The 16,818-nt window shown below is 69.6% G+C and carries 14 protein-coding genes; 6 read left to right on the top strand and 8 right to left on the bottom strand.

Going from position 1 to position 16,818, the window contains the following annotated elements:
* Positions 1 to 53: 53 nt before the first annotated feature.
* From ACX9GQ_RS22150 to ACX9GQ_RS22120, 7 genes are all read right to left on the bottom strand, one after another.
* Positions 54 to 962, bottom strand: a complete 909-nt coding sequence (locus tag ACX9GQ_RS22150) for a LysR family transcriptional regulator (RefSeq protein ID WP_459631779.1) — start codon at positions 960 to 962, stop codon at positions 54 to 56.
* Complete coding sequence (locus tag ACX9GQ_RS22145) at positions 959 to 1,693, bottom strand: dienelactone hydrolase family protein (RefSeq protein ID WP_459631778.1); 735 nt, start codon at positions 1,691 to 1,693, stop codon at positions 959 to 961. The genes ACX9GQ_RS22150 and ACX9GQ_RS22145 overlap by 4 nt, the downstream gene beginning before the upstream one ends.
* Before the next feature lie 49 nt (positions 1,694 to 1,742).
* Positions 1,743 to 3,200: a sulfatase-like hydrolase/transferase gene (locus tag ACX9GQ_RS22140; protein ID WP_459631777.1), complete on the bottom strand. Its 1,458-nt coding sequence runs from the start codon at positions 3,198 to 3,200 to the stop codon at positions 1,743 to 1,745.
* Between the two features lie 64 nt (positions 3,201 to 3,264).
* Entirely contained in the window at positions 3,265 to 4,266 is a 1,002-nt protein-coding gene (locus tag ACX9GQ_RS22135) for a tripartite tricarboxylate transporter substrate binding protein (RefSeq protein ID WP_459631776.1), read from the bottom strand.
* Between the two features lie 44 nt (positions 4,267 to 4,310).
* Positions 4,311 to 5,789, bottom strand: coding sequence for a tripartite tricarboxylate transporter permease (locus ACX9GQ_RS22130; RefSeq protein ID WP_459631775.1), 1,479 nt, complete (start codon positions 5,787 to 5,789; stop codon positions 4,311 to 4,313).
* Positions 5,790 to 5,799: 10 nt separating this feature from the next.
* Positions 5,800 to 6,297 carry a tripartite tricarboxylate transporter TctB family protein gene (locus ACX9GQ_RS22125; RefSeq protein WP_459631774.1) on the bottom strand — a complete coding sequence of 166 codons (498 nt, stop codon included), beginning with the start codon at positions 6,295 to 6,297 and terminating at the stop codon, positions 5,800 to 5,802.
* Between the two features lie 23 nt (positions 6,298 to 6,320).
* Positions 6,321 to 7,784, bottom strand: coding sequence for a sulfatase-like hydrolase/transferase (locus ACX9GQ_RS22120; protein ID WP_459631773.1), 1,464 nt, complete (start codon positions 7,782 to 7,784; stop codon positions 6,321 to 6,323).
* Positions 7,785 to 8,091: 307 nt separating this feature from the next.
* On the opposite strand from ACX9GQ_RS22120, the gene ACX9GQ_RS22115 reads away from it, so the two are divergent.
* From ACX9GQ_RS22115 to ACX9GQ_RS22095, 5 genes are all read left to right on the top strand, one after another.
* Entirely contained in the window at positions 8,092 to 9,012 is a 921-nt protein-coding gene (locus tag ACX9GQ_RS22115) for an aldose 1-epimerase family protein (protein WP_459631772.1), read from the top strand.
* Between the two features lie 61 nt (positions 9,013 to 9,073).
* Positions 9,074 to 9,760 carry a Crp/Fnr family transcriptional regulator gene (locus ACX9GQ_RS22110; protein WP_459631771.1) on the top strand — a complete coding sequence of 229 codons (687 nt, stop codon included), beginning with the start codon at positions 9,074 to 9,076 and terminating at the stop codon, positions 9,758 to 9,760.
* Positions 9,753 to 10,964 carry an ABC transporter ATP-binding protein gene (locus ACX9GQ_RS22105; RefSeq protein ID WP_459631770.1) on the top strand — a complete coding sequence of 404 codons (1,212 nt, stop codon included), beginning with the start codon at positions 9,753 to 9,755 and terminating at the stop codon, positions 10,962 to 10,964. Before ACX9GQ_RS22110 ends, ACX9GQ_RS22105 begins: the two co-directional genes overlap by 8 nt.
* Positions 10,965 to 11,001: 37 nt before the next feature.
* The gene (locus tag ACX9GQ_RS22100; RefSeq protein ID WP_459631769.1) at positions 11,002 to 11,904 is read left to right on the top strand and encodes an ABC transporter permease; all 903 of its coding nucleotides are present in this window, start codon (positions 11,002 to 11,004) and stop codon (positions 11,902 to 11,904) included.
* Complete coding sequence (locus tag ACX9GQ_RS22095; RefSeq protein ID WP_459631768.1) at positions 11,901 to 12,695, top strand: ABC transporter permease; 795 nt, start codon at positions 11,901 to 11,903, stop codon at positions 12,693 to 12,695. Before ACX9GQ_RS22100 ends, ACX9GQ_RS22095 begins: the two co-directional genes overlap by 4 nt.
* 39 nt (positions 12,696 to 12,734) lie before the next feature.
* Here the strand turns inward: ACX9GQ_RS22095 and ACX9GQ_RS22090 are convergent, their stop codons facing one another.
* On the bottom strand, positions 12,735 to 14,594 hold the full coding sequence (locus tag ACX9GQ_RS22090; RefSeq protein WP_459631767.1) for an AsmA family protein: 1,860 nt from the start codon (positions 14,592 to 14,594) through the stop codon (positions 12,735 to 12,737).
* Positions 14,595 to 14,835: 241 nt separating this feature from the next.
* Here ACX9GQ_RS22090 and ACX9GQ_RS22085 point away from each other — a divergent pair, with 241 nt between their 5' ends.
* Entirely contained in the window at positions 14,836 to 16,806 is a 1,971-nt protein-coding gene (locus tag ACX9GQ_RS22085) for an acetoacetate--CoA ligase (RefSeq protein WP_459631766.1), read from the top strand.
* Positions 16,807 to 16,818 lie beyond the last annotated feature (12 nt).

The raw sequence follows: 16,818 nt of genomic DNA, 5'->3' as shown, positions 1-16,818 counted from the left end.
CGCGGGCGACAATTGAGTTCGACGCCCCGAGGTATAGCCGCGGGCAATCGCAGTCAGTTCCTGGGGTCCGCCGCGGCAAGCGCCGACAGGGCGGTGAAAAGAGCCTCCAGGGTCGGGCTCTTGGCCTGCCCGCGCCGCGTGATGAAGCCCGCCGTCCGCTCGGCCGCCAGTTCTGGGACGTCGATGACGACGAGGCCGGTGGCCTCCGCCTGTTCGACCGTCCGGCGGGTCGTGTAGGTCAGGGCGTCGCTGGCGGCGAGCATCGACACGATGAAGGCGCCCGAATCCGTCTCGACGGTGGCATCGGGCGGCGGTAGCTCTCGCGAGACGAAGAGCGCGTCGAGGCGCCGGCGGGAGCGGGTCGCCCGAGGCGGCAGGACCCACGGGAAGGCGAGGCAATCGCCCGCCGAAACGGCACCGCCGTCGGCAAGGGGGTGCCCCTCGCGCGCGATCACGACGAGCCGGTCGGAGGCGAGGGGACTCGCGTCGAGGTCCGAGCACTCCTCGACCGACGGAATCTCGACCACCGCCGCGTCGATCTCCCCGAGCCGCAGGCCGCGCAGCAAGGCTTCATCGAAGCCTCCGACGACCTGGATGCGGACCAGCGGCCGTTCCTCGATCAGCTGGCCGACGGCCCGGGGCAGCAGGCGACGCAGCCATGACGGGCCGGCGCCGACCGTGATGCGGCCCGAGACGCCTTGCCGGAGGCTCTCGATCTCCCCAAGGGCCTCCTTCACCTGGACGCGGACCGAGCGCGCATGACGGGCGAGGCTCACGCCGAAGGGCGTCAGCTCGACGCCCCGCGGGAGGCGCCGGAAGAGTTGCACCCCGAGATCCTGCTCCAGCAGCCGGATGCTCTTCGTCAGCGAGGGCTGCGTGATGCGCAGCTCGGCGGCGGCGGCGGTGAAGCTGCGGCGTTCCGCGATCTTGAGGAAGTACTCCAGCTGCCGCAGGTCGATCACCGGGCGACCTCGCTGTCCAGCGCCGAGAGAATCTTCGCCTTCACCGCCGTCGCCACCGCCTCATCCCAGCACCAGCGGTCCGGAAACATCCAGCCGTGCGCCGCGGGGACCCGCTCGGCCTCGCCCCCGACGCCCGACTGCTGCAGCGTCGTGCGCAGGAGCTCCTGGTGCGCGTCCGGGCAGGTCTCGTCGTCGGTCGCGAAGGCGAGGTAGAGCCTGCCCTTCACCTTGGGGATGAGAAGGTGCGGCGAGTCCGGCCCCTCCCACACCATCCGTCCGCCGTGGAGGCAGGCGGAGTAGCGAACGCGTTCCGGCCATGCCGCCGCGGCCGCCAGCGCATGCCGCGCGCCCATGCAGTAGCCGACGGTCCCGAACCGCGGGATGGCTCCGGGTCGGTCGCCGCCGAAGCGGTCCAGGATGACGCCGGTGTCGGCGACCGTCATGTCCATCGTGGTGGCAAGATTCGCGCGGACCATGGCGGAGTCCAGCGGCTCGTGCGCACGCCGAGGCACGGCAAAGCGCACGGTGCCCTGCCGCCAGTAGAGGTCGGGCAGGAACGTCGCATAGCCGTGCGAGGCCCATTCCGCGCACATGGCATCGAGTTCCGGCCGCATGCCGAAGGCGTCCATGTACACGATCAGCCCGCCCCGCGGGCTCTCCGGAATGAAGGTCCGGACGGGAAGGACTCCCTCGGGTGTCTCCAGGCGGTGCTCCTCCGTCCGGATCGTCAACGCTGGCCTCCGGTTCGAAGCGAAGGCTCGGGGAGGGCGGTCGGGGACGTCATGGGGCCTTCTCGATCTCGGCCGAAGTGCCGGGAGCCGGCGTGTAGACGAGCAGTCCCTCGCTGCGGACGGCATCGACCCCGCCCCAGAACTCGATCTTCGCCCGCTGGTCTGCCTTCGCCCGGCCGTCGACCGCCTCCGGATCGCAGATGGTGCGGAGCTGGCGCTCCAGGGCGCTGGCCCGGTCACGTCCCTCCGGCGTTGCGGCGAGATCGTGTACCTCGTCCGGATCCGCAGCGAGGTCGAAGAGTTGCGGAGGCTCGCCCACGTCGTAGATCAGCTTGTCGCGCCCCCTGCGGAGCATGAAGCTGCCGGCCTTGGATCCCGCCGCGTGGTACTCGGCGAAGACCGGTTCCGGTCGGTGAGCCCCCGCCATGACCGGCCAGAGGCTGAAGGCATGGGGCGGCGGATCAGGCGACGGGGCGCCGAAGGACCCGAGGATGGTGGGATAGAGGTCGACGTGGGACACCGGCTCATCCACGACATGGCCGACCGGCACGTCCGGGCCAGCCATGATGAGGGGAACGCCCGCGGATCCCTCGTACAGATGGAACTTGCCGAGGAGGCCTTGCTCGCCGCGCATCTCTCCGTGGTCGCTCGTGTAGATGACGCGTGTGTCGCCGGTCAGTCCCAGCCGTTCCAGCGCTCCCAGCAACTGCCCGATCTGCTCGTCCAGATGGGTGCAGAGCGCGAAATAGGCCCGGGCGACCCGCCGCATCATCGCCTCGTCCAGGGAACGGGTGGCGAAGATGTGCCGGTGATGACGGGCGGCCGGGTGCTCCGACCGCTCCCCGGCTGAGAACCGCGGAGGCAAAGGCATGTCCTCGTCGCGGTAAAGGTCGAGCAGCCGCCGCGGGACGCTGAACGGGGGATGGGCGCTCACATAGGAGACCATCAGCGCCCACGGCTTCCCGGCGCCGTGCCCGTGGGCTTCCAGCCAGTCGATCGCCTTGCGTGTGATGTCGGCGTCGTAGGCCTGGTAGGTGGTCGATCCTTCGCCGCAGCGGTCGGCGTAGAGCTCCCACTGCCCGACGTTGACCGGCTCCTCGCCGCAGGCCCGCAGCAGCATGCTGACGCCGCCCTTGCCGCCGAGGATGTGCATCGTGCCGATTTCTTCAGTGAAACCGTTGTCGTCGTCCTGCGAACGGAAGTGCAGCTTCCCGATGGCGGCGCAGGGGTGCCCGGCCTCCCGCAGGCGGTGGTGCCAGGTGGGCACGCGGCCGTCGTAGGTGATGGCGTTGTCCCAGTACCCCGTTTCGTGCGGGTAGCGCCCCGTGGCGAGGGCGGCGCGGGCCGGGCAGCAGATCGGGCTCGCGGTGTAAGCCGCCGAGAAGCGGGTGCCGCGCGCGGCAAGCGCGTCGAGGTGGGGCGTCTGCACGAGGCCCCCGGTTGCTGCCCCGAGAGCGCCCCGTGCATGGTTGTCGGAGAGGATGAAGAGCAGGTTGGCGGGCTTCATGCGGGCGCCTGTCGATGGGCAGGGACGGCCCGGGCCCCTCGGATGAGGCGGCCCGGGCCCGCGATCACTGCTTCTTCTCGCCGGCGGCCTGCTCGGCCTGCGCCTTGCGGACCTCCTCGCCGACCGTGACGATGGGACCCTTCAGCTGGTCGAGCGTGGCGCGCAGCTTAGGCCCGTCGATGAACTGGCGCTCGATCCCCAGCGCCGCGAGCCGCGACACGACCTCCGGATCGTCCAGCGCGGCCTGGAGTGCCTTGGCGACCACCTCGATCCGGTCGCGCGGCGTGCCCTTCGGCGCAAAGGCCATCACGCGCTCCTCGAACACGGTCTTGATGCCGATCTCGCGCGCGGTGGGCACGTCCGGCAGGTCGGACACGCGGGTCTCGGAGAACATCACCAGCGGCTTGATGCCCTGGTCCTTGTAGAGGACGAACTCGGAACTCGCGAAGAGCGAGACCTCCGTGTGGTTCCCCAGCAGCGACTTGAGCCGCACGGCACCGCCGCCCGACTGCACATAGCGCAGACGGATGCCGGCATCCTGCTGGAACATCAGCGGGACGAAGTGGGGAAGCAGGCCGATGTTCATCGCCACGGTGACGGTGTCCGGCTTCGCCTTGGCTTCCGCGACGAGGTCCTGGATCGTCTTGAACCGGCTCGAGGCCAGCACCCCGAGGCCGACGGGCGTGCGCCCGACCTGGCCGATCATCTCGAAGGCGGTATGGTCGTAGTCGACCACGCCCATCGCCGGCGCCGTCAGCAGGCCCATGTGGAACATGCCGATCGTGTAGCCGTCGGCCTCCGCGTCGCGCACCGTCCGCGTGCCGGCAGAGCCACCCGCTGCGGCGTTGTTGACGATCACCAGCGGCTGGGGCAGCAGCTTGTTCTTGTCGATCGTCTGCTGAAGCAGGCGGGCGAGGACGTCCGTCTGGCCGCCGGGCGCAATGGGAATGATGACCCGGATCGGCTTCTCGGGATAACCCGCCGCCTGCCCGTGCGGTGCGGCGGCGAACAGCGCCGCCGTCGCCAGGGCGCCTGCGACGGCGATGCGTCTGGTCAGTCGGTTCATCGTGTTCCTCCCTCTTGCTCCCCGGCTCGAGGCCGGTGTTCCCGTCAGGACAGTCTGGCGCGGCGCCATTCGCGGATGAAGGGCCAAACGAACAGGCCCGCCGAGATCACGAGGATGGTGAGCGCGATCGGCCGCTCGACCAAGGGGCTGAAGCTGCCGGCCGAGGCCATCAGGCCCGCCCGAAGCTCCGACTCGGCCACGGGCGCCAGCACGAGGCCAACGACGAACGGGGCCAGCGGGACCTTCGCCGCCTCGAGCAGGACGCCGAGAAGGCCGAATCCGAGCATCACCCAGATGTCGAAGGCCCGGTTGTTGAGCGCGAACGCGCCGAGCACCGAGAACACGATCACCATCGGCAGGATGAACGCCTTCGGCAGTCGCATGAGGCGGGCGAAGATCGAGATGCCGAAGGTCATCATCGCGAACATCACGAGATGGGCGACGAGATGGGTCGCGAAGATCGTGTTGATGATCTCGGGGTTGTTCTTGAAGAGGAGCGGGCCGGGCTGGAGGTTGTGGATCACCAGCGCGCCGAGCAGGATGGAATCCGTGAGCCCGCCGGAGATGCCCAGCGTCAGAAGCGGGATCAGCGTACCCCCTGTCGTGGCATTGTTGGCGCTCTCGGAGGCGACGATCGCCTCCTCGCTGCCGCGCCCGAAGGCCTCCGGCGTCTTGGAGAGGTTGCGCGCCGTGGTGTAGGCGACGATCGAGGCGATCGTGGCCCCAACGCCGGGCAGGATGCCGATCCAGATCCCGATGAGCGACGAGCGCAGCATGTTCCAGCCGTGGACCCAGTAGTCGCGAAGGGTCACGAACATGCCGTTCATCGACGCTTCGATCGCTTCTGTCTCCTCGTCCACGTTCAGCGCGTCTGCGACGACCTGGCTGACCGCGAACATGCCCAGGATCACCGGCAGGCTGTTGAAACCGCCTTCGAGTTCCGCCGACCCGAAGGTCAACCGCATGATCCCCGAGCTCTCGTCGATGCCCGGGAAGGACACGAGCATGCCCAGCAGGCCCGCCGAAAGTCCCTTCAGGAACGACCCTTCGGAGAGCGACGAGATCAGGATCAGCGCCATCACGATGAGGGCGAAGTTCTCGAACGGCCCCAGGGCCACCGCCGCCTTCGCGATCGGCGGGGCCATGAGCACGAGGGCCAGCCAGGACAGCGCTCCTCCGACGACGGACGACGCATTGCCGAGCCCGAGCGCTCGGCCCGGAAAGCCGCGCTTGGCCAGCTGGTAGCCGTCGAGGCAGGTCATCACCGAGTTCGGCTCGCCCGGGATGCGCATCAGCGTCGCGGTGATGAGCCCCCCCGAGACCCCGCCCACGAACATCGAAATCAGCAGCGTGATCGCGTCGAGGGGGGCCATGTGGTAGGTGAACGGCAGCGTCAGCGCCATGAGCATGCCGGCCGTGATGCCGGGCAGCACGCCGACGAGCACGCCCAGCGCCACGCCTGAGACCATCACGACGAACGCCTGGAGCGTGAAGAGGTGGAGGAACGCTTCGGGCAGGGTCATGCGCTCGCCCTCACGTCAGGTCCAGGCTGAAGAGGCGGCGGAACAGTTGGTCCAGCGCGATGGCGGCGACGGCAGCCACGACCGCCACCCGCCACAGGCGCCCCCGCTCCAGCGGGCCGAGGATCGCGCCGCCAGCGAAGAAATAGGCCCCGGTGCAGTACAGGAAGGGGATCGAGCGCGTGCTCAGCAGCGCGGCATAGGCGAACGAGAGGAGCAGTGTCAGAACGGCGATCCACGGCTTGCGGACGTGTTCCGCATCACCGTCGAGGCCGGTGACCAGGCTCTGCGCGGCGCGCCCCAGTCCTGCGCCCATCAGCAGGCGCACGGCCATGGCGATCCCGAGAATCCCGAGGCCGTAGGCCGCCCAGCGGGGGAATGCCGCCGGACCCAGGGGGTCGTACGGCGCGGGCGGAAGCTTGCCCGCCTCGCGCCACAGCACGAAGGCGACGACGAGGACGAGGACGATGTAACCGATCTCGGCCGCTCTCTCGACGCCCCCGCGTTTCATCGACCCGCCTCGGGGAGGCGGGTTCACTTGGACACCACCAGCACCGGCTTTTCGCCCGGCGCCGGCGTGTAGCTGTAGTCCCCGCGCGCGATCACGGCCTCGCGTCCGCCGTAGGACGCGATCATGGCGCGCTGGTCCGCGAAGGCGCGGGCGTTGACGGCGTCCGGATCGCAGATCGCCCGCAGCCGGGCTTCGCACTCGGCCAGCACGGCCTCCATGCCCGGCCGCTCGGCGAGATCCGTCGTCTCGCCGGGGTCGTCCTGCAGGTCGAACAGCTCCGGCCGGAAGCCGACGTGATGGATGTACTTCCAGCGGCCGTGCCGGATCATGAAGGTCCCGGTGACCGAGGCTGCGGCGTGGTACTCGGAGAGCACGCAGCGGTCCGGACGCTCTCCGTCTGCGATGGACCAGATCGACCGCGACGGCAGCGCCTCGTCTTCCGCCGGGACCGGGCAGCCCACGGCCTCGAGGATCGACCGGTGGCAGTCCACCAGCGAGATCGGCGTGTCCACCACCTTGCCTTGGGCCAGGCCGGGCCCCGCCGCGATGAACGGGACGGCGGCGGACTCGTCGTACATCACGGACTTGCCCCACAGTCCCCGGCAGCCCAGGTTCTCGCCGTGGTCGGACGTGTAGATGACCCGCGTCGAGTCGGTGAGCCCGGCCGCCTCGAGCGCGGCGAGGATCTTGCCCACGTTGTCGTCGAGGAAGCTGACGAGAGCGTAGTAGGAGGCGATGGCGAGGCGGACGGCGTCGAGGTCCTCGAAGTAGTCGTCGTAGTCCATGATGGACCGTAGCGCCTTCATGGCGGGATGCCGCACCCGTCCCGCCTCGTCGTAGAGACGGGGCAAAGGCATCTTTGCCGGATCATACAGAGCAAAGAACTCCGGCGGCGCCGTCAGCGGGAAGTGCGGGCGCACCAGGGAGACGAACAGCGTCCAGGGCTTTCCGCCCGAGCGCTCCTTCGCGTCGAGAAGCCATCGGCAGGCGGCGGCGGTCACGTCGTTGTCGTAGTCGTTGTAGGTCGACTTGCCCGCCCCGGCGCTCTTGCGGAACGCGGGCATGCTGCCGCGCCTGGGCGGCGGCTCGCGGATGGCGCCGATCAGGTCGCCTTTCCCGTCGAGGACGTGGAGGGGGAGAATCTCCTCGGTGAAGCCGTTGTCGTCGTCCGTCGAGCGGAAGTGCAGCTTGCCGATGGAGGTGACTTCGTGGCCGGCGTCGCGCAGTCGGCCGTGCCAGCTGGGGGTCTGCCCGTGCCACGGCGCGGCGTTGTCCCACGAGCCCACCTGATGCACCCACTGTCCCGTCGCGAGGCTGGCGCGTGCCGGCACGCAGATCGGGCACGGGGTATAGGCGTTGGTGAAGCGGACGCCCCGGGCCGCCAGGCGATCCATGTTCGGAGTGCTGACGAGGGGATTGCCGTAGCACCCCGTGATGTCCCGCTGATGCTCGTCGGACAGGATGAAAAGCAGGTTCGTCGGCTGCACGCGCGTCTCCACCCGGACTTGTTCTTGTGCCGAGACGTTGCCAGCAGCCGGGAACAGCCACAAGCCACCAAGAGTGCTCTCTGCCATAGCCGCAATGCATGGTGTCAGGACCTCCCCGCGTTGATCCGGCCTGCCAGCAGAGCCGATGCAGGCCGGGTCGCGTCGGGCTCCGGGTGTCGGGCGAGCGTGCCCAACGCTCCGGGGCTGCCGTGCCGCTGAACTTGATGGCCGTCCGGCATCCCGCCATGGTGCCTTGTCGGCGGTGTGGCTCCCGCAGCGGCGCGGCGGCAGGGAAGGGGCGATTCTCATGGACGATGGCAACAGCGAAGCGCGTGAGGCTGCCGGCGCCGGATTCGTCCAGCTCAGGCATGGCCATGCGACCGCCACGGTCTCGCCGGAGGGCGCCGAGCTCCGGAACTGGCGCATCGCGGGCGACGACGTGCTGTGGTCGGGCGACCCGGCATGGTGGGACGGTGTCGCCCCGGTGCTCTTCCCGGTCGTGGGCTGGACGCGGAATGGCGCGGTCCGCGTGGGCGGAACGACCTACCCACTCGGCCTGCACGGTTTCGCCCGCAAGCGCCGCTTCGAGGTCGCCGCGGCGGAGGCCTCGACGGTCACGCTGCGGTTGCGCGACGATCCGGCGACGCGGGACCTGTATCCGTTCCCGTTCAGCCTGTCCGTCACCTATGCCGTCGAGGATCACGCCCTCGCGGCCACGTTCACGGTGACCAATACCGGCCTCGCAACGATGCCCTACGCCTGCGGCTGGCATCCGGGCTTCCGGTGGCCGCTGCCCGGCGGCCGAAGGGAGGACCAGGCGATCATCTTCGCGGAGCGCGAGGAGCCGCGCGTCCCGGTGATCGCTCCCGGCGGCCTGTTCTCGGCGCGCTCTCGGCCGGTGGAACTGGATGGGCGAAGGCTCGCGCTCCGGGAGGACACCTTCGCCGACGAGGCGCTCTGCTTCATGGGCGCGCGCAGTCGCCGCCTCCTGTTCGGGCCGGGCGAAGGCGACGGTCCGCGCCTGGAGGTGGAGTTCGACAACCTGCCGAACATCGTGCTCTGGAGCCGCCCCGGAGCGCCACTCCTGTGCATCGAGGGGTGGAGCGGGCAGGGCGACCCGGAAGGGTATGCGGGCACGCTGGAGGACAAGCCCGGCATGACGCTCCTGCCCCCTGGCGAAACGGCCCGCCATGGCATGCGGCTGCGCTTCCGGTCTGCCGAGGAATGAGGCACTTGACCCGCAGGGTCACGACCGTGAGCATGCGGCGTCGTGAGGCTGGGGGTCGGTGGTGCAGACACTCGCGAGGGTGCCGTTCTTCAAGGATGCGGGGATCGATTTCGACCGCTTCGACCGTCGCTGCAGCTGGAAGCGCTTCGACGAGGGGGAAATCTGTCTCGACTTCGAGGACCAGACGTCCGACGTCTACTTCATCATGTCCGGCGAGGTCCGCATCCTGATCCGCACTCAGGCCGGCAAGGAAGTGATTCTCGGCGAGATGCGCGGCGGCATGTTCTTCGGCGAGATGTCGGCGATCGACGACACGCCGCGATCAGCCAACGTGACCGCGCTGACGAATGCAGAGATGTGCATCATGCCGGCGGCCGTCTTCAGGGAGGCGGTGCATGCCTCTCCGGTCGTCACCGACCGCCTCCTGCGCCTTCTCGCCCACCGCATCCGCGAGCTGAACGCGCGCATCACCGAGCACTCGGTCTTCGACCTCAAGCACCGCCTCTACGCAGAGCTCCTGCGCATGTCGACGCTTCGTCCGGGCGGCTCGGGGGAGCGCTCGATCTCGCCGCCCCCGTTCCACCACGTGCTTGCCGGGCGCATCGGCTGCCGGCGCGAGCAGGTTACGCGTGAACTGTCCGCGCTCTCCACGAGCGGCATCGTGACCAAGACCCGCGGTGCGCTGGTCATCCTGAAACCGAAGATCCTCGAGGAGCGCCTCGCCGAGGCGTTGCAGAACGATGGCTGACGCCGGCACCGGCCCGGCGGCCGGGCGTGCGGCGGGCAAGGCGGCGGGGCAGGCGGTAGGCTCCGTGCGTCGCAGCTTCGCGCCGTGGACCGACCCCGCCGCAATCCCCCTCATCCGCTACGAGGGCGTCAGCCGCCGTTTCGGTGACGTCACCGCTGTCAACGGGGTGGATCTCGCGATCTTCGAGCGGGAGTTCTTCTGCCTGCTCGGGCCGTCCGGCTGCGGCAAGACCACGCTCATGCGCATGCTGGCGGGCTTCGAGACGCCGACCTCGGGGCGCATCCTGCTGGGAGGCGTCGACCTCGCCGGCCTGCCGCCCTATCGGCGCCCGGTGAACATGATGTTCCAGTCCTACGCGCTGTTCCCGCACATGACGGTCGAGCGCAACATCGCCTTTGGCCTGAAGCAGGATGGGGTGGCGCGGTCCGAGATCGCCGACCGCGTGGCGGATGCCCTGAAGATGGTGCAGCTCGAGGGTTATGGCCAGCGTCGGCCCGACCAGCTCTCCGGCGGCCAGAAGCAGAGGGTCGCGCTCGCCCGTGCGCTGGTCAAGCGGCCCAAGGTGCTGTTGCTCGACGAGCCGCTCGGCGCGCTCGACAAGAAGCTGCGCGAGGAGACCCAGTTCGAACTCATGGACCTCCAGGTCGAACTCGGCATGACCTTCCTCGTGGTCACGCACGACCAGGACGAGGCCATGACGATGGCCGACCGCATCGCCATGATGGATCGGGGCCGGATCGCGCAGGTCGGCACCCCGGCCGAGATCTACGAGACCCCCGCGACCCGCGGGGTCGCGGCCTTCGTCGGCGACGTCACGATGTTCGAGGGAACGGTGGAGGGACATGCGGGAGGCCTCGTGGCCGTGGCCGGCGCGGGGGCGGCCCCGTCCGTCGTCGTCGATGCGGCATCCACCGGCCAGCCGCTGCCGCCCGTGGGCGCCGCCGTCGCGGTCGCGGTGCGGCCGGAGAAGATCGTGATCGCGCAGGATCCGCCGCCGCCCGGCACGCCGAACGTGATCGAGGGCGAGGTCTGGGACATCGGCTATCTCGGTGACTGGACCACCTACCGCATCCGCATCGGCGACGGGACCATCGTGCGCGTCTCGCGCGCCAATGCCTCGCGCTTCGTCGAGCGCCCCGTGACATGGGAGGACCGCGTCTGGATCCATTTCGCGCCGGGCGCCGGCGTGCTGCTGGCCGGCTGAGATGGCCGCGGATCCGTCGCGACCGCGAGTGGGCGGGATGGCCGGAGGCTGGAAGGGGCGGCTGCTGGTGGCCGCGCCGCCGGTTGTCTGGCTCGGGCTGTTCTTCCTGCTGCCGTTCCTCATCGTGGCGCGCATGAGCCTGTCGGAGCGCGCCACGGCGCGGCCGCCCTACAAGCCGTCCTTCAGCTGGGACGACGGCCTCGCCGGGTGGTGGGACAAGCTGGGGCAGTTCTCCTTCGACAACTTCACGGCACTCGTGGACGAGCCGCTCTACCTCGACGCCGCGTGGACCTCCATCCGCATCGCCTTCACGGCGACGGTCCTGCTGATCCTCATCGGCTACCCGATCGCCTACGCCATGGCGCGGGCACCGGGTCGCTGGCGCCCGGTGCTCGTCACCCTCGCCATCCTGCCGTTCTGGACGAGTTTCCTCATCCGGGTCTACGCGTGGATCGGCATCCTGAAGCCCGAGGGTCTTCTCAACCTGGCATTGCAGGCGACCGGGCTGGTCGACGAGCCTCTCCAGATTCTCGACACCGAAATGGCCGTGCAGATCGGGCTCGTCTATTCGTACCTGCCCTTCATGGTGCTGCCGATCTACGCGGCGCTGGAGAAGCTCGACCACACCCTGCTCGAGGCTGCACAGGACCTGGGCTGCCCTCCGTGGAAGGCGTTCTGGCTGGTGACCGTGCCCCTGTCCCTGCCGGGAGTCGTCGCCGGGGCTTTCCTCGTGTTCATCCCCGCCGTGGGCGAGTTCGTGATCCCCGATCTTCTCGGGGGCTCCGAGACGCTGATGATCGGCAGGACCCTCTGGAACGAGTTCTTCTCGAACCGCGACTGGCCGCTGGCGTCGGCCGTCGCGGTGGTCCTGCTTGTGCTGATCCTAGGCCCGATGCTGACCTGGCGGTGGGCACAGGCTCGTGCGGAGGTGGCGCGATGAACCGCGGCCTCACGCGCTTCAACATCGTGTCGCTCGTGCTGGGGTTCGCGTTCCTCTACCTGCCGATCCTCCTGCTCGTCGTGTTCTCCTTCAATGACTCGAAGCTCGTCACCGTCTGGGGCGGGTTCTCGACGCGGTGGTACGGCGAGCTATTTCGCAACCAGCAGATGCTGGACGCGGCATGGGTCACGATCCGCATCGGCCTCGTCTCGGCCACGCTTGCGACGGTCCTCGGGACCCTGGCCGCCGTCGCGCTGGTGCGCTTCGGGAGGTTCCCGGGCCGCATCGCCCTGACGGGAATGGTCTACGCGCCGCTCGTGATGCCCGAGGTCATCACGGGTCTCTCGTTGCTGCTGCTCTTCGTCGCCGCCGACATGGACCGCGGCTTCTGGACCGTCACCATCGCCCATACCACGCTCACGATGTGCTTCGTCACCGTGGTGGTCCAGTCACGGCTCGTCACCTTCGACAGAAGCCTCGAGGAAGCGGCGCTCGACCTCGGGGCCACGCCGGTGGCGGTCTTCCTGCAGGTCACCTTGCCGCTCATCGCGCCGGCGGTGGCAGCGGGCTGGATGCTCGCCTTCACGCTGTCGCTCGACGACCTCGTGATTGCGAGCTTCACGTCGGGGCCGGGCGCCACCACGCTTCCCATGCGCATCTACTCGCAGGTCCGGCTCGGCATCTCTCCCGAGATCAACGCCGCCTGCACGATCATGATCGGCGTCGTGGCGGCGGCGATCGTGGTCGCCTCGCTCGCAACCAAGCGCAATCTCGTCGCCAGCCGGGGTTGAAGGCGGGCCGCTCGGCGATCGTCCGGGACGCCGGAGGCTCTACTGGGGAGCGGGCGCCAGCGCCCCCGCCCCGGCGGGCAGCATGCCGTTCTCCCCGCGGGTCCTGGCATCGAACAGGGGTGCCGTGGCGCCGGACCTGCGCAGCAGCGCCCGCGCGTCGGGAACGAGCATCGGATCGTCGAAGCTGCCGGTCACCTCGAAGGGCAGGGTGACCGGCTCGCGTCCGGCGCCGGCATCGAGGAGTTGCGCAAGGCCCGACATGGAGAGGTGCCGGTCCGCGAGGGCGATGTGCCCCGAGAGCGAGACACGGGCCGCCGGACTGCCGACCGTGCCGTCGACGATCTCGGCGACACCCTTGCTGATCCTGGCCATGAACGAGGCGACGTCGAAGGGCGTCCGCCCTCCGCGCACGTCGAGGGCAGCCACCAGCGGACGCTTCTCGATGCGCCGCAGGACCTCCGGCAGGTTGATCCCGCCGATGTCTCCCTGCCGGACGAGGAGGCTGGACTTGCCCTCCAGCGAGCGCATCACGGCATGCACGCTGCTGCCGCTGCCCTCCACCTGCAGGAGGCCGAAGCCGGCGCCGGTCAGGCGCCGGCCGTCGACGAGCGGCGAAAGGATCGTGGCCATGTCGACGCGCTCGAAGGTGGCCTGGGCCTTGACGTCGAAGCCGCGCGGGGCGGTGGCGAGCGAGAGCCGGGCCTTCGCCGAGCCCTTCCCGAGTTCGGCTCCCCCCAGCGTGATGTCCGTCTTGCCCTGTCGCGAGAGGACCGAGAAGGCCACGTTGGCGAGGGTCGTGCTGCCGACGGCCGCCCGCGTGGCGGACACCCGGACGTCCATGTCGCCGGCGGGAAGGATGGCGGGGTCGATGATGTCGCGCGACCAGCCGCCATCGTCGCCGCGCAGGGCGCCGACGAGGCGGATCGCGTCTGCCGTGAGATCGAGGCGCTCCCCGGCAAGGGTCCCCGACAGGGACGGCCGGCCGCCCGTGTCCTTGAGATGGAGCGCTCCTTCGAGCCGGCCCTGCCGCACGGTGATGGTGGCATCCGTGAGCGAGGCGTCTCCGTCCCTCAGACGGAACTGGCCCTGGAGATCGGCGCCCCCCTCGAACGCCACCGGCATCTGCAGGTCCGCCCACTGTGCCAGTCGCTTCACGGCCGAGGTCTTGAGCGCCAGCCGTCCCTCGGCCTGAAGCCCTTCGGCCGCGAGGACCTTGCCGGTGAAGTCGACGGAGCCGAGATCGCCGCCCATGCGCACCGAGACGGTTGCCGGCCGCGCGCTCAGCAGCGCCGCGAAATCGACCGAGAAGGACTGGAACGAGACGGTCTCGCCGCGCCACGTCATCGTGCCGGAGACATCGAACGTGCCGGGCTCGGGCCCGCGCTCGGTGATCGTGTCGATCCGCGACGCGATCGTGGCCCGCGCGCCTGTGGCCTCGACGGTCTCGACCGACCCGTCGATCACGACCAGCCGCTCGACGAACGGCGGCGCCCCCGGCGCATGACCGGGCTGGTGGACGATGTCGGCCATCCGCCGAAGCGTCGTTTCCGAGGCTCCGTCGGCCCGCAGCGTCAGCCGCGGGCCGAAGATCATGATTTCCGTCAGCTCCATCCGCCCGCCGACGAGCGGGAGCAGGCGAAGGCGCCCGCGCAGGCGGCTGGCCTCCACCGTCACGCCCCCCGCGTCGTCCCGAAGCGCCGGTCTCTCGATATCGAGACGCGGCACGGGGAGCAGGGTGAAGCGTGCCGAGGACGCGGTGCCGACGGGCACGCGCGCAGCAGCCGCCAGCTGCGGGGCGATCTGGCCTTCGAGGACGCTGGCGGGGACGGGCCACGGCACCGATGCGGCCGCGATGCCGGCGACGGCCAAAGTGGCACCGAGGATCCAGTGTCGCTTCATGTCGCCCAGCACGGCCACGCAGAATCGGCGACAGGCGCCGAGCCCGACAGCGGGCGAGGGATGATAGCCGTTGAAAGACAAAAGAAAACCCCGTCCGCGCTGGGGTAGGACGGCGGCTCGCACGGCAGCAGGGGCCGCATGCCTCGGGGGGAAGGCTTTCGCACGGACGGTGATTTCGCTATCGACGGAGTTCGGAAGGACGGCGAGAAGTGCCTCGCTGACTCAAGATGAAGGCAGCACGATGACCGGATCCACTCCCTCGCCATCGCCCGTCCTCTGGTCGCCGTCGCCGGATCGTGCCGCGCGGGCGAACCTCTCCGGCTTCCGGGATGCCTTCAATGCCCGCACCGGGCTGGCGACGCGCAGCTACGCGGACCTCCACGCGGCGTCGGTCGAACGGCGCGAGGCGTTCTGGTCGCTGGTCTGGGACGCCTGCGACGTGCGCGGCGAGAAGGGGGACGTGATCCTTGGCGCCGACCGCATGCCCGGAGCGGAATTCTTCCCGCAGGCGCGGCTGAACTTCGCCGAGAACCTCCTGCGCCGCAGCGACGACGGCGAGGCCATCGTGTTCCGCGGGGAAGACAAGGCGGCTTCGCGGCTCACGTGGCGCGAGCTGACGGACCTCGTCTCGAGCCTGCAGCAGTGGCTTGCGGCGCAGGGCGTCGGGCCCGGGGATCGTGTCGCAGCGATGATGCCGAACGTCCCGGAGACCGTCGCGCTGATGCTGGCGGCGACGTCGCTGGGCGCCGTCTGGTCCTCCTGTTCCCCCGACTTCGGCGTGCGCGGCGTCCTGGACCGCTTCGGCCAGATCGCTCCCAGGGTGTTCGTGGCCTGCGACGGCTACTGGTACGCCGGCAAGCGCATCGAGATCGCGGGGAAGCTCGCCGAGATCGTGCCCCAGCTGCCCACGCTGGCTGCGGTTCTCGTCGTGCCCTACCTCGGCGAGGCGGATGCCGTTGCGGCATCCCTTCCCGGGGCGACTGCCCTTCCGTCCGCACTGGCCGCGCACCCGCCGAAGGCCGTGACGTTCGAGCGTCTGCCGTTCAACCACCCCCTCTACATCCTCTATTCCTCCGGCACGACCGGCGTGCCGAAGTGCATCGTCCACGGGGCCGGGGGCACGCTCCTGCAGCACCTCAAGGAGCACCGCCTGCACTGCGACATGAGCCCCGGCGACCGGGTGTTCTACTTCACCACCTGCGGGTGGATGATGTGGAACTGGCTCGTTTCGGCGCTCGCCAACGGGTGCACGCTGATGCTGTTCGACGGCTCGCCGTTCCACCCCGAGCCGTCGGTGCTGTTCGACTTCGCGGCGCAGCAGCGCTTCTCGATGTTCGGCACCTCGGCGAAGTACATCGACGCCTGCAAGAAGGCCGGACTGCAGCCCCGCTTGACCCACGATCTCTCCAGCGTCCGGCTCATCACATCGACGGGGTCGCCGCTGGCCCCGGAGAGCTTCGAGTGGGTCTACGAGTGCGTGAAGTCCGACGTGCACCTCGCCTCGATCTCCGGCGGCACGGACATCGTGTCCTGCTTCGTGCTGGGCGATCCGACCGGCCCGGTCCGCAGAGGCGAGATCCAGGTGCCCGCCCTCGGCATGGCGGTCGACGTCTGGAGCGAGACGGGCAGGCCCGTCCGGATGGAGAAAGGGGAGCTCGTCTGCACGAAGGCCTTCCCGTCGATGCCCATCATGTTCTGGAACGATCCGGACGGCGCCAAGTACCGGGCGGCCTATTTCGACCGGTTTCCCGGCGTCTGGTGCCATGGCGACTTCGCCGAATGGACGCAGAACGGCGGCATGGTCATCCATGGGCGGTCCGACGCCACCCTGAACCCGGGCGGCGTTCGCATCGGCACGGCGGAGATCTATGCGCAGGTCGAGCCGATCCCGCAGGTCGTGGAGGCGCTCGCCATCGGGCAGGAGTGGGACAACGACGTGCGCGTCGTGCTCTTCGTGCGCCTGCGCGAGGGGGCCGCCCTCGACGAGGCGCTCGAGAAGGAGATCCGCGCCCGGATCCGTACGGGTGCGAGCCCCCGGCACGTGCCGGCCCGCATCGTCGCCGTCGCCGACATCCCCCGCACCAAGTCGGGGAAGATCACGGAGCTTGCCGTGCGCGACATCGTGCACGGGCGCGAGGTGAAGAACCAGGAGGCCCTGGCCAACCCGGAGGCGCTGGCCCTGTTCAGGGACCTGCCGCAGCTGAGGACCTGATCCCGGACCGAA

Source organism: Alsobacter sp. R-9 (assembly GCF_054612375.1).
The sequence above is the reverse complement of the archived record's forward strand: the minus strand, read 5'-3'. Positions and strand labels throughout refer to the sequence as shown.